Source organism: Lactococcus sp. bn62 (genome assembly GCF_029492705.2).
Classification (GTDB): domain Bacteria; phylum Bacillota; class Bacilli; order Lactobacillales; family Streptococcaceae; genus Lactococcus; species Lactococcus petauri.
Genome location: NZ_CP120417.1, coordinates 312650 through 335272, shown reverse-complemented (window position 1 = coordinate 335272; position 22623 = coordinate 312650). Strand labels below are relative to the sequence as shown.

The following is a 22623-nucleotide window of genomic DNA, read 5'->3' as shown; positions in this document are numbered from 1 at the left end:
ATTAAAAAAGCCACAAGATGTGACTTATTAATTACGTTGAATATTACGCTCTATGTTCGCTTGCCTTCTTTTCCAGTAGTCTTTCCCAAGAATGTCCTTTAGATGAGTCTCACTCTCATGTGGAAGAGAAGAACATCTACAAAAAGGATGCATAGGCGCTCTATTCTCTCCAACATTAGCTTTGGCAATAGGAAAAACTTTACCAGACAACGGAGCACATTTATCACAAGCACTAGGTTCTGTTACAAATTCATATTCTGTGAAACCTGTTTGACTGAAGCTATCCAATTGAATTCCAAGCTGGATATTTGCCCCTTCCGTGATCAATAAACGTAAAGCGTTGCTTTTTGATACTTCTAAAGGATGCATTAATCGCATCAATTCTGTTGCAAACTTACTAGGATTAACGCCACGTAAAAGCAATTCATTGAGGGCTTTTTTTAACAATCCCCTTGTATCTTCAATATTCAGCCATAAACGAGTGGACCAGTTCGCATTATTGAATGAACCATTGACAAGCTCTTCTATTAATTTTTTATCTATGTTTATAGAACTGCTTAATATTCCAGCTTGTCTTTGATATTCTATGATTCCCTCATCTGTTAAAAACTCTTTGAATTTTGGCTCCAACCGGCTATGCAGTTGATCAAGCTCTAATGAGAGTTTAGCTTTTAACAATTCCAAACGATTAACACGCATTTTCAAGTTATAAAGCTTTAACTCTGCATTTGCCCTTTGTGAGAAGTCTTTGTTTTTCACATACTCTTCTGCTTTCTTGTTAAATGCTTTTACATCCATCTTGTCCGCAGCTTTCATGAAATCAGCCATGCTTATCTTTTCAGATTCCAAGTAACGATTGAGTTCTTTTTCAATCTCTAAATTAATATTTTGGATAGTTTTCTGATATTCAGATTTTACATACTGAGAGAATTCCTTCTCGCGCTTTTTTATATTAATGATATTTTCACGCTCACGTTGAGCCCAATAATCATTCTTCTTCATGAGCTACATCTCCTGGATTATCAAAATAAGCATCAATTGCAGCACCCTCATTTGAGTGTTGCTCTTCTTCAACTCGTTCAATCTCAGCTTGTGGATCATCAATAAAGGAAACAAGACTATATTTTGTCTGTGTTGAAACTGGTGTGCCGCTATTTATCAGCATGTTCATTTCATCAACAACAGAATACGGAATATTAGGCTTGAATACTATTTCAAGAGCACTCAAATCTTTCATACTTTCATCAAAATCTAATTCATAGGTTTTAACATAGTTTTCTAGTGCAGTACGTGTAGAATGAGCATTAACAAATAATTGATAACGTTCTTTTGCGGACTTCTTGAAATTACTCATTGTTGAAGCTGTAGCTTGTTGAAAACCAAAGAGCTTATACTTCATGGACTCACCACTCGCATTGCCGGAAAAATTCTCATCCGTCAAGTCCGGAACATTTGAAAGTGAGAAGATATCTTTTCTCAGTCGAGTTTTATATGTTTCGATGGCTTGTACATCTAATGTTCGATAAATATACTTTGCATCCACCTCAGTTGGCTTACCGTCAGCATCTAATCCACTTTGAGCAAAAATAACTTTGTTAGCATACATCTTTTTATACTCATCAGTATCTTTAAGCTTACGGATATCTCCCTTAATAACCAACACAGCATTCACCAAATCATTTAAATGGTTAGCTGTGTTAGCTTCAGCTAAATCATAGGCATCAATCAGACTGAGTAAATCTTCATAGTCACCGGAGCGTGAACGATTATTTTGATATTCAATAAGAGGAACACCACCAAAGAAGTGCTTTGTCGAACTTATTTCATTTAGTTCCGCACCGGATAATGAATACTCAATAATTTCGTCATGAGTGTAAAGTGTAACTCGTGTTTCTTCTGACTCCTTACCTTGACTTGGATAAGTAATATATCTCACACCAGCAATTGGTTCTTTTTCTACTGCATAATCATAGATAACAAAACATTCAAAGACATTAAGGAGTGTCACTCGATCATCTTGTACAAGCTCATATGCTCTGCCATACTTAGAAATATCAAGCATTAGTTCGCTGTTATGTCGAGCCATATCACTATTCTTATCAAACTCAGTAAGTAGGCCCAATATATTATCATCAATATGTTTTAGCCTTATCGGGTTGCTTGTTGTATATCCAACCTTGAACTGAGTGATAACTTTACCAAAATTATGAAAAACTTTTATATTCTCTTCTTCATACTTGTTTGTTCTATTGTGTTTAGACATAGCTGTATTTTGAGCCTCATAATAATCATCTAAAACCGATAGTCGTTTCCGCTGCTTTTCTTTATGATCGTTTATGAAAGATACCAAGTCATTTAAATTTTCTAACAAGTCATCAAGGCTTCTATACCTATATTGATAGTTGGCACTTTTATCATATTTTTTATTTATAAATGGATTTTCCAATATCCTCACCCTCTCTAATATATACTCAGTTTATGTATCTTCTCGGCGCCTTCATCCGATGTAACTTTAGTTCCAGAATTGACAATGCTGTCAGTGTACAGTGCGTAGCGCATGGCATCCATAACATCATCATTATCTTTGACAGGTTCACCTGTTTTTTCATTCCAGACATAGTTATAGATTTCTTTTTTAAATACTTTGACATCCTCAGAAATATATAGTTTTGATTGATAAAAAAGCTTCGAGATATGTTCAATCCCTGCTAGAACTTTCTTATTGGCTAATATAGCTTGGATACCTTTATCTCTCATTTTTGCGACATGTTCTGGACGAGCTGAATCACAAAAAAACGGCATGTCTCCATACTCGTCTATTAACTTCAAAGCAATATCGCACCACGCATCAATATAAAGCCCTGTGTGCGCATGTTCTTCTAAAAGGTAGTATTCATCGTTTTTAACTCCAAACACAAGGACAACGCCATTGTGTCCCTCTGAAAAACCAAAGTCGACACCGCCAACATAACGTTCGAAATGAATACTTTTCATCTCTGAGAAAGGCATATAATGCTTTTCTCTATCGAACAGACCGTATATAGAACCTTTACCAGATACCCACAAGCCTTTGATTGCACGGTCATATAACATTCCTTGTGGGGTTGATAGTTTCACATTACGTTTATAATCTGGGTCAAGCAACTCATTATCGTCTAATGCAAAGTGATGATTAATAATACGCGGATTATCCTTATTATCAATATAATCTTTTTTCAACCAATGTTCTGGGTGATCTGGATTGGTATCACAAATAATATGAGCACCACTACCTGAGCACCGTGCAATAATCTCATCAAACACTTCTCGATGGCATAAACTTGCCTCATTTATATAAGCTCCGTATGCTGTCATACCACGAATACGACCAATGCCGCTGACATTACCAGTAGAAGTTTGAACAACAGTTACCCCTAACAATTTAAAATTATTGTACCTGTCATATTTGATATCTATTCCCATATTTATTAACTCTAAGATAACGTTTTGCCTTATATTACTAAGTGTAAATCCAGCGAGAATATATTGTGGATTATCTACACCATCTTTATCAGCCATGCGCTTTGCTCGTGCTAATTCTTTCAAAAACAACAGGTTATCTAGAACAGTTTTTCCGCTACGTTTCGCCCCATGATTGATTAAGATATGCCAATCATCATTATTATTTAACTCCCTGAGTATTCTATCTTGCTTTTTAGTAAGTTTCATTGTAACTACCTCATCTGTTATAATTTATTTTGAAAGGAGGAACTTATGGAAGAAAACCAATTAGAAATTGAACAATCACTTGCTATTTTGACAGACATGTACAATAAAGCTAAGAAAAATAAAGAACCATCATTCGAAGTAAATGCAATGATATTTGATGGGTTGGATACTCGTGAACACATTCAATATTTTCTATCTAAAGTTGGACATGATGTAAACGTGCATTATGGATTCGACATTACTTTTACTTTTCGTTCTCCTCAATGAGAACACGAGCAATTCTTCCTGACATGAGGAATTGCTTTTTTTCATGTATTGTAATCTGCAAAACAGAAACTTCTGGAGATCTGCTTATATATGAAATATGTTCTATGCTTTGCAAAGGTGCCCCATCAATGCATAATGTGCCTCCGCTTCCTTTTCCTACCAGTGTAAAATCATGTTTTGCTAAATCAATATCTATTTTCATTATTAGACTCTCCTATATTGAACACTTATCAACAAAAAGTTGACTTGGATCAGTCATACATTCTTCCAACTCGTCAATTTTGTGGCGTTTTTTTATTTCAACTGAGATTACGTTATCATCGATATTTTTGACAGTTTCTTTAATCAACTGCTCGACAGTTAAACCAACATATTTTGCACCTTGATTCTCTTCATCGATAACTAGTGTTTTTGTTTTCATGATTTTCTCCTTATTATTTGTAATTGTGGTAAATCTATTTCAATTTCTCCAAACTATCTGCAAGTCGCTTCAACTCATCATCTTGATTGGTTGCGGCTTCTTTTTTGTCAAAAGCACCATTCACTTTAAGAATATGCTCGATAGACTTCTGTCGCTCTTCTATTTTGGGCGAGTATTGTTTTTTCTCTTCAACCAAAACTTCATCTGTTTTTGGATCTAACTCACGATAAATAAAAGTTTGAGGTTCTCCATTTGCGATTGACTTAGAAAGTAACAGAGCTTCTTCAACGGTCATCAGTCGACTCTTTTCAAGCTCTTTAAGTCTTTTTTGAATATATTCTGAAATGACAAGTTTTGACAAGTTTTCAGTAGCAATTCTATTGGCTGTTTTCTTGCTGTAACCTGCTCGGATAGCTGACTGAGTGGCATTCCCAGTTTCAATATAATAGTCTGCAAATTTCTTCTGTTTTATTGTCATTTTAGCCACTCAATCGCTCACCTCTCTTTCTACTTTCATCAACATAAAAAGCCGCCATTTCTGACAGCTTTAACAGGATAGTGTTTATAAGTATTTTCTAGAGTCAGGCACTCCCTGTAAGTACCTGCTATAGCAAGTTAGGGAATCGAACCCTAAGCGCCTACGTTTCCGTACCATGCTTGCTACGCTGTAACCTTATGACGTTCTAGAATGTCGGTAGATTAATCAGCTAGGTCTATGACGAGATAGACAACAAAAGCGCCCAATATCGTAAACAATGCCACTGAAGTCGTGACTGCCTTACTATGGACTCGACATAATATATCGTCGTAAACACTTAACATGAATGTGCGATATCTATGCCTACAGGTTATGTCGGAATCGAACCAACGCTAACAGTTTTGGAGACTGTTGTACTACCACTATACGAATAACCTTTAATTGTGCGGTTTTTCTCCAACCACAACAACACTCTCATTATTAAGCGACTAACCCAATAGGCTCTACTTAAAGTAGCAACTCCTTAAGCTCCTATTGCTTTTAATGTTAGGGCTGGGAACGAAACCCACCAACTTTCACACGATACAGATTTGTTATGATATGCTTTCATATAATTATCTGTTTGTTTGCCTTGTGCTACTCATACTAAGCGCTTTTCTTATACCAGAATTTCTTCTGTTCACGGCAAATCGGATTGTTTGATTTAGTCCAGAGTTTGACAAGGCTATCACGCTTGTCCTTATCTGGTAAAGTCATCATCCTGTCGGCATGTGCTTACTTCTATCCAACGAAAAGACTTATGCTCTATGATTATGTTATTGTGGCACACCTCCATCTTCACACTAGCTTTTACTAGTCCTGCAACGTTTCACAACTCACAGGTAACATCTCAAAGAGGCTATCACCTCAACTCTTGTTAGCTACTTTAGGACTTTCGGTCGCCCTTAGAAGGCTCTCGGACAAGTATCACCTTGCTTCAACCGAGATGCACAAAAGGAGAGTAAGAGATTCGAACTCTTGGTAGCTATTAAGCTACAATCAGTTAGCAACCGATCACAATAAACCACTCTGTCAACTCTCCAGAAGCTGGTTTTACCGTCCAGCAACGTTTAACAATTTCAGCACTTTTTGTTCACCGAGACTTACAATTTTGTGTTCTGCTGAATTGTTCATAATACAAGTATAGCACCGAAAATAGAGGTTAACGCTCCGTTTTCGTGCCTTTTTCAAGTCTTTTTTATCCCAAAATGACCCTACCTAAATACAATATCCAATAAATGGATCAATGTCTTTTCTGAATCTATAATAAATAGACTTAGCTTTTTTCATTGGAATATCAATTCCTTGATTTTCCAGTTCCATCATTACTCGATACCATGGAAAACCACCATATCCGCAGTGCTTTAACTTAATTATCTCTTTTTCAGTGTCAATTAAAGGCTCATACCATATTTGAAACTGATATTTAAGTTCCTTCAATGCTTTTAATTCTTCGTCATTTTCTAAAGCCTCTTTATTTAATGTACTGCTTTCTGGCTCAGATCCACCAGAATATGCTGTTCGAATTCCTAGATTATCTACTTTTTGTCGGTAGAGATATCTACTTTCAATAGATTTTATCCTGGCATCCAATCGACCATTGACATAATCTCCAATAATTCTATCTAACTTATCAGCCAAAACTTTCCCCCCTTATGTGATATAATTTAGATAGAACAAAACATTTACCTAAGCCCGCTGGAACGGGCTTTTTTGCTGACTAATATGATTCAACATAGACCGCAATACCAACTGCACCTAATGCAACAACAGTCATTATTACAATTGTGATAATCGTCCAAATAATTGGATGAGATGTATTTGATTCCAATTCATCTTGTAAGAATACTTTTATAGGTTGGTTCTTATGTAGTCTAACCTGTTTATCTCTATTTTGATTAGGAAACTGGATAGGTTTTAATCCCTTGTCTGTCAAGTCCGCATAGAATGTTGTACCAAACTTAGCTGGTACACCATACCATATTGTCCGCTTATCACTTTGAGTATACTGTTTATTGCCAGTTTCCTTAGAACCTTTGATTATATCTTTAACTGGAATATCTTCTTCATACTTCTCTAACATAAACAAATTAGAAGAGTAGCTATGGCCAAAGAACGAGAGAGTTTTAGCTTCTTTATGTTCTTTTCCGACATTCTCCCACTCCCATACAGTTCGTGTTTTAACTTCAGTAGTCACATTCCCTTTACTGTCGGTATGAGTCTCAGTATAAGTTTCTGTGTGTGGTAGATACTCCTGATACTTTGCTGTGATTGATGCATATTTCTTGCCAGTGTTTACTTGAGGTAGTGATACAGAATCAACTGCGGACAGATCAGCTTGAACAATAGAACGACCACCACCAGTATCAAGTAAATAATCAAAGTCTTCTTTATTATCGATACGATTTGCACTTTGATAAAAGTGTCTATTGTCTGCTTTATTAGCAAAGTCTTTGTTGTACCATTTTAAAGATACTATTCCAATGATGGCCCATAATATGAGCACTATTCCAATGATTAATTTTCTCATCTGCACCTCTAGAATAAATCTCTAGCATCTTTATTATCAACATGGAAATCAAGATATTTATAATCTTTTTTTTCATATCCTGTCATATTCAGTACGATCTTAGGAAAGAATGACCGAACATATCTGTTATAGCTTTTCACGCTTGAATTATAAGATTCACGATAGTTGGCCAAACGATTTTCTGTCATACTAAATTCTTTATTGATTTGAGAATAATTAGACTGTGCTTTTAAATCTGGATACTTTTCTACAACAACATTCAAAGACTTCATAGCTTCATGAGTATTTCCTTTGTCTGCTTGTTTACGTGCTTCAGTTACTGCTTTAAGTGTTTCAGACTCATGGTTGTTATAAGACTTAACAGAATCTGCTAAGTTATTAAATAAATCAACTCGCCGCTGTTCTTCTTTACTGATATCTGATTTAGAGCTACTAACAGCCTCCTCAAGGACAACTGTTCTATTATTAACGTTTGATACGATTAAAGTACTTGTCAGTGCAAGGATTAGTAATAATCCCATGAATACACCAATTGATATTGCTACTATTTTTTTCATTCCACTACCTCATTTGCTTTATGTAATTCTCTGATAACCTTAATAACAGGATATAAAGCATCCGCGAGCTTGCGTGCTGCCTCACTAGCTCGGACACATCGTTCAGCAAGACTTTTATATCCATATTTCCTAATGAAGTTATTCTTCCACTTCATTAACTTAATACTCCGCTTCTTAGTAGCAAGCCTTTGCTTTTTCCAGCTTGATTTCATTCTTCGTCCTCTTCGTCTTGGAATAATTTATCTTCAAGTTCTTCTTCATAATGTTCTTCCAATCTTAAAAGAAGATTTTCAAATTCATTATTTTTCCTGTATAGCCTAAGAGTAAATTCACGTATTACTTGCTTTTTATAATCTTCAAGATAATTTTTCCTAAAGATATCAATTCCAATTAACTTCAGATTCTCTTTTAGATTTTCTAAAATATCTGGATCAATGTCCGTTTCATTCGTGTAGATATTTTCATTTATCATTTTTTCAAGGAATTCAGAAAGTTCATCTCCTGACATTACACTGTTTGCAAGGACAATTCTCTCTTCTTTCATTCAACTACCTCAACTTTTTTACCGCCTACTTCATAAAAAACAATGAAGATATCTGAATTAGCTTTCAAATGTAAATCATCATCATAAGCTTTTTCATAGTAATCATGTTTTGCTTGGTAATTCATAAAACTATTTGTAATCTTTTCTCTACCTCGCATCCCTGGCATTTCAATGTAAACTTCTAACAACCCTCGATTATCTTCTTGAATTGCTTCTTTGATGTCGTTTAATAATTGTTCTTTTACTGTCATTTTATTCTCCTTTAACTATGGTAAATATATAATATAATCGGAAGTGGCTTTATAAACTGTACTCCCTTGTAATCATTGCCTTTATAAGGCTTTTTTTATTTTGGTTAAAACGGGATATTTTTTTAGTTAATCGTCAACTTTTTTGAAAAAAACTTTCAAAATCTAACCATTTATTATCCATTAAATGTCCAATTTTAGAAATCTTAGTCCCAAGTCCGTTATCTTCAACTCGAATATACTGACCTTTAAGTTGTTCCCACGTTTCAACACCAACAACATCTAAAATTTCAGGGATAAGCTCTGCACCTTTTTTTGCTATTACTCTTTTCCCGTCTATAGGTTCATCAAGTGCGTATCCACCTATACTAACACCAAAGCCACCGCCTTTTAATGTTAAGTAAACAGTGAAAATTCCATGATCTTCATATCCCAAATGTGTACTTACTATTTCAAAATTTTTAATTTTCATCTTCCCCTCCGATTTCTGCTAGTGTTTCTCTTTTCACAACATCAAGAAATTCAACCTGATTTACTCGAACTTCTTGCAATTGACCATCTATTTCTACGACTGCAACTGGATAAGCAACTGTTCCTGCTTTATATCCTCCTATCATAGGAGAGTCTCCATGAGTATAGGAGTATTGATAAATGCCATGAAATGTTCCTTCATACTGCTTTTTCTTCTTCAGTTCCCCTAATGTAACCATACATGGTCTAGCATCAAAATTGATATTCATATTTGCTATTGCCATCTTCACTCCTCCACCAATTCTTCAACCGAGCAGCCGAGGGCTTGGGCAATGAAACCCAATTGGCGAAGAGATAAGTTTATCAAACCAAGCTCATGCCCTTCAATCTCTTCTGCAATATCTCCTTCGAGATTTTCGAATTCATTTAAAGAGCATATCTTGCTAGCTAAGTCAATTCTAGTCAGTCCCTTCTTCTCACGCATGATTTGCAGCTTTGTTTTTTTCATTTCGCCTCTTTCTTAAATCTAACGGTTGGTTTTTTATATTTTTTTAATGCCGACTTTGTATATACCTCACTATTCAATTTATCCTAATAAGTTGATATAATCATTGATATAAAAGGAGAAACCATATGGAAATCGAAAAAAATGATTATAAAATCTTAGATTACCTGGAAAATAACCCTAATAGTAGTCTTAAGCAACTTAATATGTCACTTAAAGACGTTAAGTCTCTAAAACTTCGAATTAAATCATTACATGAATTAAGATTAATTGATGCCAAGTACCGAGAAACACTGATGTTTAATCAGAAAATAACTATTAAGGATAGCTTTGTAGTCTCTAAGCTAGGTGCAATAAAACTCCAAGACTACAGAACTAAAAGAAATTCAAATATTATAAAGACTATTTGTTTTTCTTTAATATTTCCCATAGTAGTTGCTGTCATAACTTCATTAATAACAACTTCACTGACAAATTGATTTTTTAAGACTAGATAGTTTTCTAGGCTTTTTTCATTCTTCCACCTCAATCTGCTCATAGCTTCCAGTTTCCATGCTGTCGATTTCTTGCTGGGTGAATTCATTGCTTTCATCAAGATGTCTATCGTTAAATGAAACTCCTATAAGTGGTGGTTCTGGCGTTTCAAGGTCTTTCCAAAGATAAAGCTTAGTATTTTTATCTTTCAGATAAAATAGCTTTTCCTTGACTGTATAGCCTTTAATCACTGCCTCATAAAACATATTTCTATTCATTCCAAACCAATCAAGCATTTTTGATAATTCAGGATCATCACATTTAGTGCCATTGTCACCATAATGCTCTGACCACGCACACATTTCATGTATCGGATCAGCAGTTTCTTTAATATATTTACCCACAAACTCTGGAATCTCTGGTTGCTGCTTTTCGAGCTGGGATTCTAACTCTCTGATTCTATCCTCGGCTTTAAAAGCATATTCTTTCCATTCTTTTAGCGTTTGTGCGCCTTTGGTAAACTTACTTGACAATTTTTCAAACGAGACATCACGTTTAGAAAACGGGTCAATTCCTGTGTTGTTTGGTCTTTTTACTTCTTCTTCAAACTTCTTCATCCTGTGCCTCCCCAGAATTTAATAGCTCTTCATGGCTTTCTCGTGCTTCATAACCATAGTCAACACCAGCCATATAAGCTTGTTTCATTTGCTCTGCCGTATATAATTTAGTACCTACAGGAAGTGTAGAAATACCTTGAATAACTTCACTTTCAATCAAACCGTGGTCATTGCCCTCTTGGACAATTACACCTACTGGCTCAATATCTTTTAATTTCATCACTTCACCTCCAGACACGCCTTACAAAAAGTAACGTGTCCTTTTTCTTTTGCTTCTTTAAACGGTACTTTGATACCGCAGCTTTGACAAGTCGTATAGTACACAGGCCCCGGATGGACTTGGCCACAATATTTACATGACATACTTTAGTCCTCCACGATTACTGTTATATACCCAGCACGTACTGGATTTAATGACAAGACCTTTTTAAATTGAAAAGTTGTATCTAATACTTTAGTATTGAAACCTTGATTCCATTTAATAATTGTTTTATTTTGTTTATCCTTGAACACTACCTCGACATCTGGTGCGATAGTTTCAAGTAAATTAATTACGCTCATTTATTTCTCCAAATCCTTCACTCGTTTTAAGGCTTCATCACGCTGCCTTTTTACTTTTTCAAGCTGTATGCCAACACAAGCAGCTCCCATGATAAAACCACCAATAGCAATGAGTAATAGTTCAATTGCTAATTCATAATTATGTTGATTCATTACTTTCCTTTCAATTACTCGTATTTTGAATTTTAAGAGCCTTTATATTGCTTTCGATAAAACTATTCATGAAATGGTTTAAACAGCTAATGTAACCGTAACTTTCACAAATTAGGGCTATTCTAGAACGATAACTACTTCTTTTAAGTTATGATCCAGAAAATCATAAAGTTGAAGCCAAGTCATTTGCTGACCCTTATTGAAAACCGTCCGAATATCTTTGTAATATTGGACTAGCTCTAGCTTATACTTCTTACGAGCATCAATATAAACAATCTTATGGCCGTATCCGTCATACTTAGCTTTCTTGGCCATATTGTAGAGCTTCATCAGTGGTGTTGGTCTGAATGATGTCATTCTTCTGACTCCGCTTTAGAGTCAAGCACTTCTGCGACTCCATGTACAAATCCTGAAACAAAGGCAATTTCTGCAATTTTATCTGCAGGCATACCCGCTTTAAGGGGTTCTTCAATACTTTTTGCAAGGCAGTCGATATGTTCTTTAAGCACTTCTTCACCTTTTGAAGCGATCGCATCACTGATAAGTCCTGAGAAGATTGTTTCGAGTACATCCATTGCATTTACTTTAAATTGTTTTGTAGCCATTTTATTTTTTCCTTTTCTAATTTTTGAGTGGTGGTGCTGGAATTAACTCAAACTGATCATTAACTCGCACCTTTTTTCCATTTTTGATTTCCATATGCCATGCAAACAAACGATTTGTTACCTCATCACGAGACAACTTCGTCAAATCACAAATAAATTTAACTGGATCTGTCCGCAAATTGTTCTTTTCCCGCAATTGTTTCCAACGTTCATAATGCTCAACAGTTACTCCAGAACACACTCGCCCCGCACGATCTAGGTAGTAATCCCTGAGTACTTCTGAAAAATTAACCATTTCTTCATCCATCGTTCAGTCCCTTCTCTCGTGCAAGGTAGTACATCTCGTTTTGGCTCATACCCGTTGTATCAATTCCCGCTCGGATTAGCTTCGCTTCGTCTGTCCAATCTGGAGCTTTCTTTCCTGCGCTGGGTTGCGATTTTATATTTACTGGCTTGGATTTTTTGCGTTCAAAAGCAACGCTCTCAGCCATTGCATCATTGAGTGTTTTGATTCCCTTTTTATCCCAAAAGCTAAGTATATTCATTGCTGTACTAAAAGGCTTATTTTGCCTAACAGCTCTTTTCATAGCTTCAAGTGTGAGTTCAAAACCGTAATCTGAAAGAGAGTATTTCAAGTCGTCGTAGATAAGGCCACTCAACATTCCAAAATTTTCTTCATAAAATTTTCGAAGCTTCTCAAAATTAGAGTACCCACTACTACTATTTTCTTTACTCTTATTTACTTTACTTTTCTTTACTTTACTTTGTTGATTATCATATGAATTTACTGAGTTAATGTGTTCATTATCTGAGTTATTGGAAAGTTTCTTCTCCGTAAACTCGTCATTAACTAAGTAAATGTCGGAAATAACTATTTCTTTCCTTTTTTTTGCAGCTTCTCGATATCTATTTTGGATACCTTTAGAAGTGAGAATTTTATATTTTTCAAATTTATCTTTATCGAAAAATCCAACTTGCACAGCCTTATTTACTATTTCTTCAACTAGACCCTCTTTCGCCCCAACTTCGTCAGCAACTAAGAACATCGTATCTTCATCCCACCCAAAGTAATAACCAGTATCCCGGTAAATATTACCCAGCAGGCAAAGTAGTACTTCAACAGTAGCAGGCCCACAAGCTCGCTTTATTTTTCTAACTTTGATATCTTTTAAAAAATTTACATCAAGGGGGAAATAGTCAAGTCCTTGTTTAAGTGGTCTTGCCATTTTATCCTCCAAATAGGCTATATCGTATTATTCTTACAGTATCTCCATACCTATTCTTTACTTTTATTGGCTCTTTTAAAAATATGTAACCTTCACGTTCAAGCTCTACAATCCTTGCGGATAACTCAAATGCTCCGATTTCATTGGCAGCTTGTAGACGTGTGATTGAGCCATGTTCCTTTATAAACTGTAGTATTCTATCTGACTGACTTATTTTTGCCATATCAATACCTCTTTTAATAAATAGGTTAGCAGTGGGATATTCACCGTTACACATACTGCCCGACTTACAGGTCTTTCCTACACCAAGCCTATTTATGATGCTGATCCATTTAATATTCAGATAAAACTATGACTTTCTAACGTGTTTCAATGACAAAATACGATTTTCAGTTATTTCCGTCTTATCTCTGAACAAATGAATCCACGCTGCTTTTAACGTGATTCCGAGCACGTATTTTTATTTAATTTCCTTGAAATCAATGGCTTTAAATTCTCCAAAACCATTTGCCACCATACATCGTTTCCATCGGTCTTTATCTTCTAAGCTTTCAAACTCAATTTCAATTGTGGCCCGATAGCGTTTTTCTGAATCTTTTGGTGTTCTTACTACTTCAACATCCTGTACTGGAACATTTTCTGAAATGTTTCCGCATGCTGTGCTTACAAAAGTATGGCCATTGAAATCTTTTTCCAACTGTTGACTAGCAAGCTCCTGACGTTCTTGCTCCTCATTTTTACGCTTAGCTTCGGCTTCTTGTTCTGATTTCAATTGTTGAGCTTCTTCCGCTTCTTTACGAGCTTTCTCTTTTGCAATATCTTCATTCATTATTTCGAGGATCTCAGATACTTCTTTTCCATCGTCATACATACGAATATAAGGAGTGTCACTGATTCCGCTAATGAATGCAAAGTTTGAAATGTTTTTCTTGTTCTTTTTAATTTCCTCTTGTTTTAAGCGCTCCTGCTCTACTGCATAAGACATACTATCTTGAAGAGTTTTCTTTGGTTTGTAATCATTGAAATTGGAAGCTTTTGCCCAATCCTCTACCATCACTTCAAAAATTCTTGAGTCAAGTTCTAAATCTTTTGTTAATTCATGTAACTCGGCACGTACTATTTCCTTACGTTCCTCTTTCTGTTTGAATTCAACTTCCTTAACACCCTCATCAATTTGGCCAATTGCTTTATCAAGAACTGCAACAGCTTTTTTAAACCACGTTTCAAACTCAGTTAGTGGTTTATTATATTCCTTTTTGATTCGGATTTTTTCATCATTTAATGATTTATAAAGTTTACGTAATTCTGCTCTCGTGCTCTTATCATCTTTGAGAGTTTCTGCAGTAACTACACGATTTGAATTTGCTTCAGCAATACTATTAATCTGTTCTTCAAATTTTTCACGATCAAGAACTTCAATTTTTGCAGGTTCAAATGCTACACTAATTTCACTCATTTAAAAATCCTCCGTAGTCACTTCTTTGTCTGTCACTTCTCCTTCAAGAGCATTACTTAGTTTATTCTTTTTCTGTTCTGCTAGTTCTGCCATTTTTTGTTTAGCATACTCATCTTTATCGAAGTCCTCTATTTCCTGTTGATTAGGAATTTCCAAACCTGTAATATCATCTACCGGCTTAGCATATTTCATATCTTGTTCATCCGCTGAAACGGCTTCTTGCATTTCAAGAGACATTGGAGCAAATTTCAAAATATTTTTTAATACGGTTTTTTCTGCCATTGCATCAAATTCTGTGGACCATGGACTGCTGGTCTTCCCATTTTTCAAATCATAATCGTATGCCTTGCTGTACTTTCTTGCGAATTCTTGAATTTTATTTTTTCTAGAAAATGTTTTTAACTCACCCCCATTAGTGAGTTGGATATATGCGAAATACCCAACAACTTCGCCACTTTCTTCAGCAGTTTCATCAATAAAGAACTCCCCAGTAATTTTGTTATATCCTTTAAATTCTGATTCATAAATCGTGCCTGTATTGACACTTTTAATTTGTCCACTGCGCAGTGCCAATTGGACAAGCCCCTTATATCCAATTTGTAACTGTGCTTCAGTAACGCTTCGCCAAACATTTCCATCTTTAAAATTTCTCTTGTATGGAACAAGATATGTAAAACCAAGGTTGGGATCAACGGGTAAGTTTAATGTTGCTGCTTTCATAACTGACGTATAAACTGATTCTGGTGTTGCATCTTTAAGCTGATTATTATTAGCTACAGCACTTAAGGCACTGGAAACAAATGATTGTGCATTTCTTCCTAACGTTTCTGTAAGGCTTTTTACAACCGCGTCTTCCTTCATAAACTTTTTAATTTCGTTTGCCATTTTTAATTCCTCCAATTTTTGTTATAATTGGGGTATAATCTTGTGCAAGATTTTAACCCCGTCCTTGGTTGCAGCCAAGGACTTTTTTTATTTTCTTTACCATCCGGATCTCGCTTCCTGAACAATTGATGTAAAACCATGAAAGCGAGAACTTAATCGACCTTCTTCAGCAATAACTTCTTGTGAAGATAATTCAATTTTGAGATTACGATTTTCATTACGTAACTTCCGATTTTCCATCATCAGCGCTTGGATTTCCATACGTTGCTTTTTTATCCATACTGATTGATTATTAATATATGACATTTAAATAGCCTTTCTTTGGTATCTAAAAACTCCGTTGTAGCAAAGCTTTAGTACATTCTGTTTATTTGGTAGCTCCCAAAGTATCTCACCGGTTTCTCTTTCAATAATTAAATACATCGTTCAAATCCCCCCAGATTCCCTTGATTTATTTCATTCCAAGAAACTTGGTAACATCTTGTTTTCTATAATAGACTTTACGAGATGCGGCATAAGGTGGTGTATATCTCGCTAATCCATTACTTTCCCATGTGTCAAGCGTATCAGTACTAATTTCTAACTCCCTAAGCAGTTTTGATTGAGGAACAATATCATCAAACGCCTTCAATTCTTCATGAGCAATTTCATATTTACTAATTCGCTGATCAACGAGATCTAATAGTCTATTCTCGAATTCTGTGCTGAATACTCCTTCCATTTTTTTCCTTTCTTTTTGTTTGTGATATAATATAAGTAATTAAAATTTTCTTACCCGCTCACTGTTACTCAGTGGGCTTTTTTGATCATTCATTTGAGCTATTTTCTAACTCGCTCTATCATTTATACCATTTAATGGTATGTTTGGATAAAAATTAATGAGCATATAGTTTGTATCATATAGCTCACATAATTTATCTATACTTGGGGGTTTTGGAAAAGTAACCCCTCGTTCCCAATTTGATAAAGCTTCCTTTGAAACTCCAATTGACTTAGCCACCTCTTCCTGAGTCAAGTCACTCAATAGACGATATTTTTTTAAAGTAAGTTTCTCCATCATATGGACTCCTTTCTTTTTTATATCAAATAGGATATTTAGGTTATTCGTAACTTTTCCTACTTGACTATGAATACATTATATACCATTTAATGGTATATGTCAACGAATAACTTGTAGAAAAATAAAAAAAATGGTATTTTTATACTTTTTTACTTTACATTTCTACCATTTAAAAGTAATATAATACTATGAACAAAAAAATAAATGGAAGAATCGGTAATCTTGGTAACAAGGAAACAATGGCTGAAAACCTCAAAAGATTATTAAATAGTCGTGGATTAAATCCACATCAGTTTTCAGAAATAATGGGATTCAAATATACAACTGTCATGAATTGGATAAAAGCTAATTCATATCCTCGTATTGATAAAATCGAATTAATGGCTTGTTATTTCGGGATTGATAAATCTGATTTGGTTGAAGAATATACTGAATCAACTTCTACTTTATCTGAAATCAATAAAATTAGCTCTGAACTTGATGAAGAACGCCAAGAAGTTGTTCTAACTACTGCAAAAGAACAACGTGATGAGCAAGAAGCTGAAAGAAAAGCTAAAGAACCTATCCCATTACATATGGATGATGAAGCTATTTACGGACATATTGATCGTGCTGCAGCTTGGCAAGGTGAGGAACTTACTGATGAAGATCGTGATGCTATTATGATTGCATTAAAAAAACACCTAGAGGAAAAAGCAAAGGAAGAATCTGAAAAAGGTGAGTAATGAAATCTGTTCAAGAAATACTTCAAGAAACTGGTTGTACAATAATATGGAATCATAGTAATGCTAAAGGACTATACATGAAAGAATTGAATTGTATTTATCTTAGTCTTGACTATGAGGAATTAGAAACTAAATCATTTCTTTATCATGAATGTGGCCATCTACTTTCTGAAGACACAAAAGCTCAATTAAAATCTGTAGAGCTAAAACAAGAAAAAAAAGCTAATGTTTTTATGATTGGTGCTTGTATTGATCAAGTCGCTCCAGATTATGAAGATTGTCCTTACTTATTAACTGCTTGCGAAATAATTGCTCGTTTCAATTTACCAGAAAAACTATTTGATGATATTACTGTAGCAATAAAAAAATATTTAGTAAAACATAATTGGGTAACGTAACGGAGGAATATAATGGAATTTGAAGATTTCAAAAAATATGTAGAAGAAAATTGCAATGTAAAAAGCAATTTCTTTGAAAAGATGACTACTTATATGTGGAATGTGGTTGAATCCAAAGATAACAATATTTATCTAACTGAGTCACAAATAGAATCTGAAGTTAGGAAAAATTGGGATGCCTCTCTTAAGAACATGCATGACAAAGTTAGTAAGGAAGTGAAGACAAAGAAAACTGATTCTTACCCAGTAAAAATAGAAAAGTGGCTTGCTCAAATGAGCGAACTTGAAGTCTTAGATAACTTTGCTGATAGCATTGATAACCTTGAATTTTATTAAATAAGTATACGTGCACTAACCACGATAAAAGGGGAAGGAGTATATGAATGACAGATTATAATAATACAGAAACCAAACATTTATCAGAAACAGCTCTTAGAGTTTTACGTTTTCAAAAAAACAAAAACTTCTGGGAAGGAGTATTAGTTGTTGAAGGAATATTTATTCTCATTGCTCTCTGGGGTTTGATTAAAAATATTATGACTGGTAAAATCAATGGTCCTTACTTAGGAACTATTATTCTTTGGTTGTTTATATTTTGTGCATTATATTTAACCTACTATATGTATAAAAAAAATAAAAATTTATACAATTTAGAAGTTACACCTAAGATTGAAAGCGACATACTCAATTATCAAATAGAAACCGGAAAAAACAAGAAAAAAACATACAAAAATAGTGAAGTCAAAACCAATATAACAGACAATGTTGATTTAATCAGTTCACAAAATAAAGCTTTGAATAGTCTTACTGTTGGAATATTCCCATCTATAAAGATTATAAAAATGACTGACGGAACATACACTATTGGAGATGATAGTAGTTTATCTTTTCAAAAATATATTTGGGATGGGAAACGTACTAAAACTACTTCTAAAACAATCACGAAAGGACGAAAAGGAAAAACAATTGCCGGTGCTGCAATAGGAGCTACAATTAATCCTGCAGGAGCGGTAGTTGGAGGATTGGTTGGTGCCAATGGAAGGAGAAAATCTACCACAAGAGAAACAGAATATGAGAAGTCCTCAAAAGTGACATTTATATTTAAAGCAAAAACTGGAGATACTAAATCGTACTCTTGTAACATCAAAAGTGATAAGATACACGACATTGAGGTGTTCTTCTCTTAAGATTAGTAGTAAAAAAAAGCCGCCCAAGTTTGGTTACTGTGGGGCGACTTTAGATCAAGTAAAGAAAGAACACACTTACGTGAATTTTTCTTTTATAAATTATATCAAAATATTTTATTAATTTCATCCTATAGAATCCCCCCAGATTCCCGCCTGACAACGGTACAAGGAGAAATAATGAATAAAAAAATACAAAAAGGCAAAGAATTAAAAAAAGTTAAAAAGACGGATGGTTCAACTGTATTAGTAGGTCAAGTTTATCTTGGTATTGACAGCATAACCAAAAAACGCAGAAATACAACAGTTAGAGCTTCTACTGTCAAGCAGTGGAAATTAAAGGCCCAACAAGCTAAAAAAGAATTTCAAGACAACGGATATACAACTTTTAAAGAGTCTCATTCACTAGAAACATTTGAAGAGCTAGTTGAAGATTGGTTAAAAGTTTACTCCCCATCAATCAAGGCAAATACACTTTTATCTACTAAAAGTTATATTAAGCACTATCTAATACCTGCATTTAGTAAATATAAAATAGTGGATATCAGTCCACGTATTATAGGTGGTGCAGCCAAGCGTTGGGCAATAAATGCAGATACATCATCAATTAAAAATGGTAGACGTGAAATAGGAAAAGGCAAAGACTATGTTAATGCTTTGAATATTCTGCGTAAACTATTTGATCATGCATTTGATTTAAATATTATTGAAACAAATCCAGCAATTGGAATAAAGATCCCTCGCCCTAAAAAACGTGAAGTGGCAAAGAGGCTTAAATATTTCAATAATGAAGAACTCAAAATATGGATTTCATATCTTGAATCTTTGGAATTAAATAAAAAAAATCTACTTGAGATTAATTTATATATGCTTCTTCTTGATACAGGAATTCGGATAGGCGAAGCCTTGGCATTAAATTGGACAGATATTGATTTTACAAATAAGATAATAACAATCAATAAAACTGTTGTTCATGGTAAACTGCAGAACAACACTAAATCATCAAAAAGTCGTGATATTTTTATTACGGAAAAAACTGTTCAACGTTTAAAAAATTGGAAACAAATTCAATATTCAGCAACTAATACAATTTCAATCAATGATAAACGATTGTTATTTCCTAATCATAATGCTACATATGTAGGTCATGGAGTATTTTACTATCGATTAAGAAATCATTTTGCAAAAGCTGGGCTTCCGAATATCGGCCTTCACGGATTCCGCCACACTCATGCAACTTTATTGCTTAACAACGGAGCAGATTATAAAGAAATACAAGATAGGTTGGGGCATTCATCTATCAGTATAACTATGGATACATATAGTCATCTGTCACAAAATAAAGCTATGGAAACTGCAGAACTTTTCAGTAAAACTGTCGAAAATTTATAAATGACAGTCAAAATGACAGTTTTTTGTAATAGGCACAAAATAAAAAAGCTGTTACCCCTTTAAATACATGGCATAACAGCTTTTAAATTAATTCATAGTATATAATACATATTATACCAAACTTAGGCTCTTTTTTCGCCCCTATTTTTCCTTTTTTTTTGATATAATGAGAACGTTAATCTAATTACTGAGAGAAACTATAACAAAACTGTCAGTATTAACTAAATTTAGGAGGTAACATGAATATTTTTGACGAACTAAAAGAACGTGGTCTGATTTTCCAAACCACTGATGAAAAAGCTCTTCGCGAAGCTTTAACTGAGGGCATGGTAAGTTATTATGTTGGTTACGATCCTACTGCTGATAGTTTACACCTTGGTAATCTGGTCTTAATTCTTACAATGAAGCGTCTACAAATGGCTGGGCACAAACCTTATCCATTGGTTGGGGGCGCTACTGGACTTGTTGGCGATCCATCTTTTAAAGATGCCGAACGTGGCTTACAAACGAAAGATACTGTTGTAGCTTGGGCTGATAAAATTCGTGCTCAGTTGGAACGTTTCCTTGACTTTGAAAATGGCGAAAATAAAGCTCAGATGGAAAACAACTACAATTGGTTCGAAAATTTATCTTTTATTGATTTCCTTCGTGATGTCGGTAAATATTACACGATTAACTACATGATGAGTAAAGATTCAGTGAAGAGTCGTATCGAATCAGGTATCTCTTACACCGAGTTTGCTTACCAAATTATGCAAGGTTACGATTTCTACGAGCTCAACCAACGTCATGGTATTACATTACAACTCGGTGGTTCTGACCAATGGGGCAATATGACTGCCGGCACAGAACTGCTCCGTCGTAAGGCTGGAAAAACTGGACATGTCATCACTATTCCATTGATTACAGACTCAACAGGTAAAAAATTTGGTAAATCTGAAGGAAATGCCATTTGGCTCGATGCAGATAAAACGTCTCCGTTTGAAATGTATCAATTTTGGCTGAATGTTAACGATGATGATGCTGTAAAAATGCTCAAAATTTTCACTTTCTTATCTCTTGAAGAAATTGCTGAAATCGGTGAGAAATTTGAGGCTGCACGTCACGAACGCTTAGCACAAAAAGTACTTGCACGCGAAGTTGTAACTCTTGTTCATGGACAAGCCGCTTACGAGCAAGCTGTAAAAATCACGGAAACTTTATTTGGTGGCGGTGATTTGAAAGATCTTGATGCCAAGTCAATCCTTTCTGGCTTAAAAGATGTACCAACATATCAAGTGAAAGCAGACGATAATCTCAATATTATTGAACTCTTGATTTCTGCCGGAATCGAAAATTCAAAACGTCAAGCACGTGAAGATGTAACAAACGGTGCGATTTACATCAATGGTGAACGTATCCAAGATTTGGATTACACCTTCTCTGATGGAGATAAAATCGACAATCAACTTACTGTTGTTCGCCGTGGTAAAAAGAAAAATTTCATCTTGACTTATTAAGTTAAAGTCTAATATTTAAGTAGCAACAGGGAATTCTCTGTTGCTTTTTTAATCCAAACGCATTATTTTTCTAATTGAATCATGATATAATAGAGTTTAAGAACAAGATTATAAGGATAATAGCATGCCTGATAAAGATTTTGAACAAATGCTGAGAGATTTACGTGAACAGTATTTAGAAAAAGAAGAAATTACAGAAGAAACCTCTGATTCTGAAAAAAGTGAGATTTATACTCCAGTTTCACAAGAGGAAAAAAGACACAAAATACTTGAATCACTTCATCTTCTCGAAGAGAAGAAACTTTTCTTGTCTCAAAAACTTAAGGATTTCCATCAGCAAGATGCTAGTTATGAACAAATATCAAAGCTGAAACATCAAATTGAGGCTATCAAGTATAAACAATCTCTTCTTCAGCAAAGGCTTGAATATATCGACAGCGGTGAATCAGACTTCACTAAAAAAGAGAAGCTTAAACGTCAATTAACAGAGCTTGAGATCAAACGCTGTCGCGCTCTCTTAAGTAAAAAGAGCTGTGCCAAAATCGATCAGAAGATTAATCAAAAAAAGGACCTTTTCAAAAAGATAAAGTAACCTTTTAGCCTTATAACCAATATGCTGT

38 protein-coding genes and 2 tRNA genes are annotated in these 22623 nt (G+C 34.6%); 9 read left to right on the top strand and 31 right to left on the bottom strand.

All coding sequences use genetic code 11. The features are described from left to right. Window positions 1-27: 27 nt before the first annotated feature. From P3G65_RS01820 to P3G65_RS01810, 3 genes are read right to left on the bottom strand one after another with little or no spacing between them, the layout of a single operon-like run. Window positions 28-1002 (bottom strand): minor capsid protein, encoded by a 975-nt coding sequence (locus tag P3G65_RS01820; RefSeq protein WP_213439080.1) that lies wholly within the window; start codon window positions 1000-1002, stop codon window positions 28-30. Then, on the bottom strand, window positions 989-2446 hold the full coding sequence (locus P3G65_RS01815) for a phage portal protein (protein ID WP_284071264.1): 1458 nt from the start codon (window positions 2444-2446) through the stop codon (window positions 989-991). The genes P3G65_RS01820 and P3G65_RS01815 overlap by 14 nt, the downstream gene beginning before the upstream one ends. 14 nt (window positions 2447-2460) lie before the next feature. After that, window positions 2461-3708 (bottom strand): PBSX family phage terminase large subunit, encoded by a 1248-nt coding sequence (locus tag P3G65_RS01810; RefSeq protein ID WP_284071263.1) that lies wholly within the window; start codon window positions 3706-3708, stop codon window positions 2461-2463. A gap of 45 nt (window positions 3709-3753) precedes the next feature. Between P3G65_RS01810 and P3G65_RS01805 the strand changes: the two genes are divergently transcribed. Further along, window positions 3754-3975, top strand: coding sequence for a hypothetical protein (locus P3G65_RS01805; protein ID WP_195917687.1), 222 nt, complete (start codon window positions 3754-3756; stop codon window positions 3973-3975). On the opposite strand, the gene P3G65_RS01800 is transcribed toward P3G65_RS01805, so the two are convergent. The 14 genes from P3G65_RS01800 to P3G65_RS01735 form a co-directional block, all read right to left on the bottom strand. Beyond that, window positions 3953-4177: a hypothetical protein gene (locus P3G65_RS01800; RefSeq protein WP_195917686.1), complete on the bottom strand. Its 225-nt coding sequence runs from the start codon at window positions 4175-4177 to the stop codon at window positions 3953-3955. The two genes, P3G65_RS01805 and P3G65_RS01800, sit on opposite strands and share 23 nt — an antisense overlap. Before the next feature lie 12 nt (window positions 4178-4189). Then, window positions 4190-4396, bottom strand: a complete 207-nt coding sequence (locus P3G65_RS01795) for a hypothetical protein (protein WP_195917685.1) — start codon at window positions 4394-4396, stop codon at window positions 4190-4192. Between the two features lie 34 nt (window positions 4397-4430). Beyond that, complete coding sequence (locus P3G65_RS01790) at window positions 4431-4874, bottom strand: terminase small subunit (RefSeq protein ID WP_195917701.1); 444 nt, start codon at window positions 4872-4874, stop codon at window positions 4431-4433. A 366-nt stretch (window positions 4875-5240) separates the two neighbouring features. Then, a tRNA-Trp gene (locus P3G65_RS01785) sits at window positions 5241-5311 on the bottom strand. A 557-nt stretch (window positions 5312-5868) separates the two neighbouring features. Continuing rightward, window positions 5869-5955: transfer RNA gene (locus P3G65_RS01780), tRNA-Ser, on the bottom strand. A gap of 176 nt (window positions 5956-6131) precedes the next feature. Next, complete coding sequence (locus P3G65_RS01775; protein WP_284071262.1) at window positions 6132-6554, bottom strand: RinA family protein; 423 nt, start codon at window positions 6552-6554, stop codon at window positions 6132-6134. A 79-nt stretch (window positions 6555-6633) separates the two neighbouring features. Continuing rightward, on the bottom strand, window positions 6634-7419 hold the full coding sequence (locus P3G65_RS01770; RefSeq protein ID WP_284071261.1) for a hypothetical protein: 786 nt from the start codon (window positions 7417-7419) through the stop codon (window positions 6634-6636). Between the two features lie 32 nt (window positions 7420-7451). Beyond that, window positions 7452-7964 (bottom strand): LemA family protein, encoded by a 513-nt coding sequence (locus P3G65_RS01765; protein ID WP_284071260.1) that lies wholly within the window; start codon window positions 7962-7964, stop codon window positions 7452-7454. A 32-nt stretch (window positions 7965-7996) separates the two neighbouring features. Beyond that, window positions 7997-8155, bottom strand: a complete 159-nt coding sequence (locus P3G65_RS01760) for a hypothetical protein (RefSeq protein WP_284071259.1) — start codon at window positions 8153-8155, stop codon at window positions 7997-7999. Between the two features lie 53 nt (window positions 8156-8208). Further along, complete coding sequence (locus P3G65_RS01755) at window positions 8209-8544, bottom strand: hypothetical protein (protein ID WP_284071258.1); 336 nt, start codon at window positions 8542-8544, stop codon at window positions 8209-8211. Continuing rightward, window positions 8541-8795 (bottom strand): hypothetical protein, encoded by a 255-nt coding sequence (locus P3G65_RS01750; protein WP_284071257.1) that lies wholly within the window; start codon window positions 8793-8795, stop codon window positions 8541-8543. The genes P3G65_RS01755 and P3G65_RS01750 overlap by 4 nt, the downstream gene beginning before the upstream one ends. A gap of 133 nt (window positions 8796-8928) precedes the next feature. Next, window positions 8929-9264, bottom strand: a complete 336-nt coding sequence (locus P3G65_RS01745) for a hypothetical protein (protein WP_284071256.1) — start codon at window positions 9262-9264, stop codon at window positions 8929-8931. Continuing rightward, window positions 9254-9547: a hypothetical protein gene (locus P3G65_RS01740; protein WP_284071255.1), complete on the bottom strand. Its 294-nt coding sequence runs from the start codon at window positions 9545-9547 to the stop codon at window positions 9254-9256. The genes P3G65_RS01745 and P3G65_RS01740 overlap by 11 nt, the downstream gene beginning before the upstream one ends. Before the next feature lie 2 nt (window positions 9548-9549). Further along, window positions 9550-9771 (bottom strand): helix-turn-helix transcriptional regulator, encoded by a 222-nt coding sequence (locus P3G65_RS01735; RefSeq protein ID WP_284071254.1) that lies wholly within the window; start codon window positions 9769-9771, stop codon window positions 9550-9552. A 125-nt stretch (window positions 9772-9896) separates the two neighbouring features. Here P3G65_RS01735 and P3G65_RS01730 point away from each other — a divergent pair, with 125 nt between their 5' ends. Then, on the top strand, window positions 9897-10247 hold the full coding sequence (locus P3G65_RS01730; RefSeq protein WP_284071253.1) for a winged helix-turn-helix domain-containing protein: 351 nt from the start codon (window positions 9897-9899) through the stop codon (window positions 10245-10247). A 33-nt stretch (window positions 10248-10280) separates the two neighbouring features. Here the strand turns inward: P3G65_RS01730 and P3G65_RS01725 are convergent, their stop codons facing one another. The 14 genes from P3G65_RS01725 to P3G65_RS01660 form a co-directional block, all read right to left on the bottom strand. Further along, the gene (locus tag P3G65_RS01725) at window positions 10281-10859 is read right to left on the bottom strand and encodes a DUF1642 domain-containing protein (protein ID WP_253019455.1); all 579 of its coding nucleotides are present in this window, start codon (window positions 10857-10859) and stop codon (window positions 10281-10283) included. Continuing rightward, the gene (locus P3G65_RS01720) at window positions 10846-11079 is read right to left on the bottom strand and encodes a hypothetical protein (protein WP_253019453.1); all 234 of its coding nucleotides are present in this window, start codon (window positions 11077-11079) and stop codon (window positions 10846-10848) included. The genes P3G65_RS01725 and P3G65_RS01720 overlap by 14 nt, the downstream gene beginning before the upstream one ends. A 146-nt stretch (window positions 11080-11225) precedes the next feature. After that, window positions 11226-11420 (bottom strand): hypothetical protein, encoded by a 195-nt coding sequence (locus tag P3G65_RS01715; RefSeq protein WP_253019451.1) that lies wholly within the window; start codon window positions 11418-11420, stop codon window positions 11226-11228. Further along, a complete protein-coding gene (locus tag P3G65_RS01710) occupies window positions 11421-11573 on the bottom strand; it encodes a hypothetical protein (protein ID WP_253019450.1) in 153 nt (50 codons plus the stop codon). It abuts the gene before it with no gap. A 117-nt stretch (window positions 11574-11690) separates the two neighbouring features. Continuing rightward, window positions 11691-11930 (bottom strand): DUF1031 family protein, encoded by a 240-nt coding sequence (locus tag P3G65_RS01705; protein ID WP_284071252.1) that lies wholly within the window; start codon window positions 11928-11930, stop codon window positions 11691-11693. Beyond that, the gene (locus P3G65_RS01700) at window positions 11927-12178 is read right to left on the bottom strand and encodes a hypothetical protein (RefSeq protein WP_019335525.1); all 252 of its coding nucleotides are present in this window, start codon (window positions 12176-12178) and stop codon (window positions 11927-11929) included. Before P3G65_RS01700 ends, P3G65_RS01705 begins: the two co-directional genes overlap by 4 nt. Window positions 12179-12194: 16 nt before the next feature. Further along, window positions 12195-12485, bottom strand: a complete 291-nt coding sequence (locus tag P3G65_RS01695) for a hypothetical protein (protein ID WP_253019448.1) — start codon at window positions 12483-12485, stop codon at window positions 12195-12197. Next, entirely contained in the window at window positions 12478-13404 is a 927-nt protein-coding gene (locus P3G65_RS01690) for a Lin1244/Lin1753 domain-containing protein (RefSeq protein ID WP_284071251.1), read from the bottom strand. The genes P3G65_RS01695 and P3G65_RS01690 overlap by 8 nt, the downstream gene beginning before the upstream one ends. Window position 13405: 1 nt before the next feature. Continuing rightward, entirely contained in the window at window positions 13406-13627 is a 222-nt protein-coding gene (locus P3G65_RS01685) for a helix-turn-helix domain-containing protein (protein ID WP_284071250.1), read from the bottom strand. 237 nt (window positions 13628-13864) lie between these two features. Next, window positions 13865-14860 (bottom strand): DUF1351 domain-containing protein, encoded by a 996-nt coding sequence (locus tag P3G65_RS01680; RefSeq protein ID WP_279368983.1) that lies wholly within the window; start codon window positions 14858-14860, stop codon window positions 13865-13867. Continuing rightward, the gene (locus tag P3G65_RS01675; protein ID WP_279368982.1) at window positions 14861-15745 is read right to left on the bottom strand and encodes a recombinase RecT; all 885 of its coding nucleotides are present in this window, start codon (window positions 15743-15745) and stop codon (window positions 14861-14863) included. It lies immediately after the preceding gene. Window positions 15746-15841: 96 nt separating this feature from the next. Beyond that, window positions 15842-16051 (bottom strand): hypothetical protein, encoded by a 210-nt coding sequence (locus P3G65_RS01670; protein ID WP_284071249.1) that lies wholly within the window; start codon window positions 16049-16051, stop codon window positions 15842-15844. Between the two features lie 145 nt (window positions 16052-16196). Continuing rightward, the gene (locus P3G65_RS01665; RefSeq protein ID WP_284071248.1) at window positions 16197-16466 is read right to left on the bottom strand and encodes a hypothetical protein; all 270 of its coding nucleotides are present in this window, start codon (window positions 16464-16466) and stop codon (window positions 16197-16199) included. 105 nt (window positions 16467-16571) lie between these two features. Next, entirely contained in the window at window positions 16572-16805 is a 234-nt protein-coding gene (locus P3G65_RS01660) for a helix-turn-helix transcriptional regulator (RefSeq protein ID WP_284071247.1), read from the bottom strand. A gap of 188 nt (window positions 16806-16993) precedes the next feature. On the opposite strand from P3G65_RS01660, the gene P3G65_RS01655 reads away from it, so the two are divergent. From P3G65_RS01655 to P3G65_RS01625, 7 genes are all read left to right on the top strand, one after another. Next, complete coding sequence (locus P3G65_RS01655) at window positions 16994-17530, top strand: helix-turn-helix transcriptional regulator (protein ID WP_284071246.1); 537 nt, start codon at window positions 16994-16996, stop codon at window positions 17528-17530. After that, window positions 17530-17928 (top strand): hypothetical protein, encoded by a 399-nt coding sequence (locus P3G65_RS01650; RefSeq protein ID WP_284071245.1) that lies wholly within the window; start codon window positions 17530-17532, stop codon window positions 17926-17928. The genes P3G65_RS01655 and P3G65_RS01650 overlap by 1 nt, the downstream gene beginning before the upstream one ends. Before the next feature lie 12 nt (window positions 17929-17940). Next, window positions 17941-18264 carry a hypothetical protein gene (locus P3G65_RS01645; protein ID WP_284071244.1) on the top strand — a complete coding sequence of 108 codons (324 nt, stop codon included), beginning with the start codon at window positions 17941-17943 and terminating at the stop codon, window positions 18262-18264. Window positions 18265-18311: 47 nt separating this feature from the next. After that, window positions 18312-19115 (top strand): glycine zipper family protein, encoded by an 804-nt coding sequence (locus tag P3G65_RS01640; RefSeq protein ID WP_284071243.1) that lies wholly within the window; start codon window positions 18312-18314, stop codon window positions 19113-19115. 177 nt (window positions 19116-19292) lie between these two features. Further along, window positions 19293-20504: a site-specific integrase gene (locus tag P3G65_RS01635; RefSeq protein ID WP_284071242.1), complete on the top strand. Its 1212-nt coding sequence runs from the start codon at window positions 19293-19295 to the stop codon at window positions 20502-20504. Between the two features lie 239 nt (window positions 20505-20743). Beyond that, a complete protein-coding gene (gene tyrS / locus P3G65_RS01630) occupies window positions 20744-22003 on the top strand; it encodes a tyrosine--tRNA ligase (RefSeq protein WP_019291364.1) in 1260 nt (419 codons plus the stop codon). A gap of 124 nt (window positions 22004-22127) precedes the next feature. After that, a complete protein-coding gene (locus P3G65_RS01625; protein WP_019291365.1) occupies window positions 22128-22595 on the top strand; it encodes a hypothetical protein in 468 nt (155 codons plus the stop codon). Window positions 22596-22623 lie beyond the last annotated feature (28 nt).

Coding starts and splice junctions, on each gene's coding strand:
- P3G65_RS01820 (WP_213439080.1), bottom strand. CDS start 1,002: ATGAAGAAGAATGATTATTGGGCTCAACGTGAGCGTGAAAATATCATT.
- P3G65_RS01810 (WP_284071263.1), bottom strand. CDS start 3,708: ATGAAACTTACTAAAAAGCAAGATAGAATACTCAGGGAGTTAAATAAT.
- P3G65_RS01805 (WP_195917687.1), top strand. CDS start 3,754: ATGGAAGAAAACCAATTAGAAATTGAACAATCACTTGCTATTTTGACA.
- P3G65_RS01800 (WP_195917686.1), bottom strand. CDS start 4,177: ATGAAAATAGATATTGATTTAGCAAAACATGATTTTACACTGGTAGGA.
- P3G65_RS01795 (WP_195917685.1), bottom strand. CDS start 4,396: ATGAAAACAAAAACACTAGTTATCGATGAAGAGAATCAAGGTGCAAAA.
- P3G65_RS01790 (WP_195917701.1), bottom strand. CDS start 4,874: ATGACAATAAAACAGAAGAAATTTGCAGACTATTATATTGAAACTGGG.
- P3G65_RS01765 (WP_284071260.1), bottom strand. CDS start 7,964: ATGGGATTATTACTAATCCTTGCACTGACAAGTACTTTAATCGTATCA.
- P3G65_RS01760 (WP_284071259.1), bottom strand. CDS start 8,155: ATGAAGTGGAAGAATAACTTCATTAGGAAATATGGATATAAAAGTCTT.
- P3G65_RS01755 (WP_284071258.1), bottom strand. CDS start 8,544: ATGAAAGAAGAGAGAATTGTCCTTGCAAACAGTGTAATGTCAGGAGAT.
- P3G65_RS01750 (WP_284071257.1), bottom strand. CDS start 8,795: ATGACAGTAAAAGAACAATTATTAAACGACATCAAAGAAGCAATTCAA.
- P3G65_RS01745 (WP_284071256.1), bottom strand. CDS start 9,264: ATGAAAATTAAAAATTTTGAAATAGTAAGTACACATTTGGGATATGAA.
- P3G65_RS01740 (WP_284071255.1), bottom strand. CDS start 9,547: ATGGCAATAGCAAATATGAATATCAATTTTGATGCTAGACCATGTATG.
- P3G65_RS01735 (WP_284071254.1), bottom strand. CDS start 9,771: ATGAAAAAAACAAAGCTGCAAATCATGCGTGAGAAGAAGGGACTGACT.
- P3G65_RS01730 (WP_284071253.1), top strand. CDS start 9,897: ATGGAAATCGAAAAAAATGATTATAAAATCTTAGATTACCTGGAAAAT.
- P3G65_RS01725 (WP_253019455.1), bottom strand. CDS start 10,859: ATGAAGAAGTTTGAAGAAGAAGTAAAAAGACCAAACAACACAGGAATT.
- P3G65_RS01720 (WP_253019453.1), bottom strand. CDS start 11,079: ATGAAATTAAAAGATATTGAGCCAGTAGGTGTAATTGTCCAAGAGGGC.
- P3G65_RS01715 (WP_253019451.1), bottom strand. CDS start 11,420: ATGAGCGTAATTAATTTACTTGAAACTATCGCACCAGATGTCGAGGTA.
- P3G65_RS01710 (WP_253019450.1), bottom strand. CDS start 11,573: ATGAATCAACATAATTATGAATTAGCAATTGAACTATTACTCATTGCT.
- P3G65_RS01705 (WP_284071252.1), bottom strand. CDS start 11,930: ATGACATCATTCAGACCAACACCACTGATGAAGCTCTACAATATGGCC.
- P3G65_RS01700 (WP_019335525.1), bottom strand. CDS start 12,178: ATGGCTACAAAACAATTTAAAGTAAATGCAATGGATGTACTCGAAACA.
- P3G65_RS01695 (WP_253019448.1), bottom strand. CDS start 12,485: ATGGATGAAGAAATGGTTAATTTTTCAGAAGTACTCAGGGATTACTAC.
- P3G65_RS01690 (WP_284071251.1), bottom strand. CDS start 13,404: ATGGCAAGACCACTTAAACAAGGACTTGACTATTTCCCCCTTGATGTA.
- P3G65_RS01685 (WP_284071250.1), bottom strand. CDS start 13,627: ATGGCAAAAATAAGTCAGTCAGATAGAATACTACAGTTTATAAAGGAA.
- P3G65_RS01680 (WP_279368983.1), bottom strand. CDS start 14,860: ATGAGTGAAATTAGTGTAGCATTTGAACCTGCAAAAATTGAAGTTCTT.
- P3G65_RS01675 (WP_279368982.1), bottom strand. CDS start 15,745: ATGGCAAACGAAATTAAAAAGTTTATGAAGGAAGACGCGGTTGTAAAA.
- P3G65_RS01670 (WP_284071249.1), bottom strand. CDS start 16,051: ATGTCATATATTAATAATCAATCAGTATGGATAAAAAAGCAACGTATG.
- P3G65_RS01665 (WP_284071248.1), bottom strand. CDS start 16,466: ATGGAAGGAGTATTCAGCACAGAATTCGAGAATAGACTATTAGATCTC.
- P3G65_RS01660 (WP_284071247.1), bottom strand. CDS start 16,805: ATGATGGAGAAACTTACTTTAAAAAAATATCGTCTATTGAGTGACTTG.
- P3G65_RS01655 (WP_284071246.1), top strand. CDS start 16,994: ATGAACAAAAAAATAAATGGAAGAATCGGTAATCTTGGTAACAAGGAA.
- P3G65_RS01650 (WP_284071245.1), top strand. CDS start 17,530: ATGAAATCTGTTCAAGAAATACTTCAAGAAACTGGTTGTACAATAATA.
- P3G65_RS01645 (WP_284071244.1), top strand. CDS start 17,941: ATGGAATTTGAAGATTTCAAAAAATATGTAGAAGAAAATTGCAATGTA.
- P3G65_RS01640 (WP_284071243.1), top strand. CDS start 18,312: ATGACAGATTATAATAATACAGAAACCAAACATTTATCAGAAACAGCT.
- P3G65_RS01635 (WP_284071242.1), top strand. CDS start 19,293: ATGAATAAAAAAATACAAAAAGGCAAAGAATTAAAAAAAGTTAAAAAG.
- tyrS (WP_019291364.1), top strand. CDS start 20,744: ATGAATATTTTTGACGAACTAAAAGAACGTGGTCTGATTTTCCAAACC.
- P3G65_RS01625 (WP_019291365.1), top strand. CDS start 22,128: ATGCCTGATAAAGATTTTGAACAAATGCTGAGAGATTTACGTGAACAG.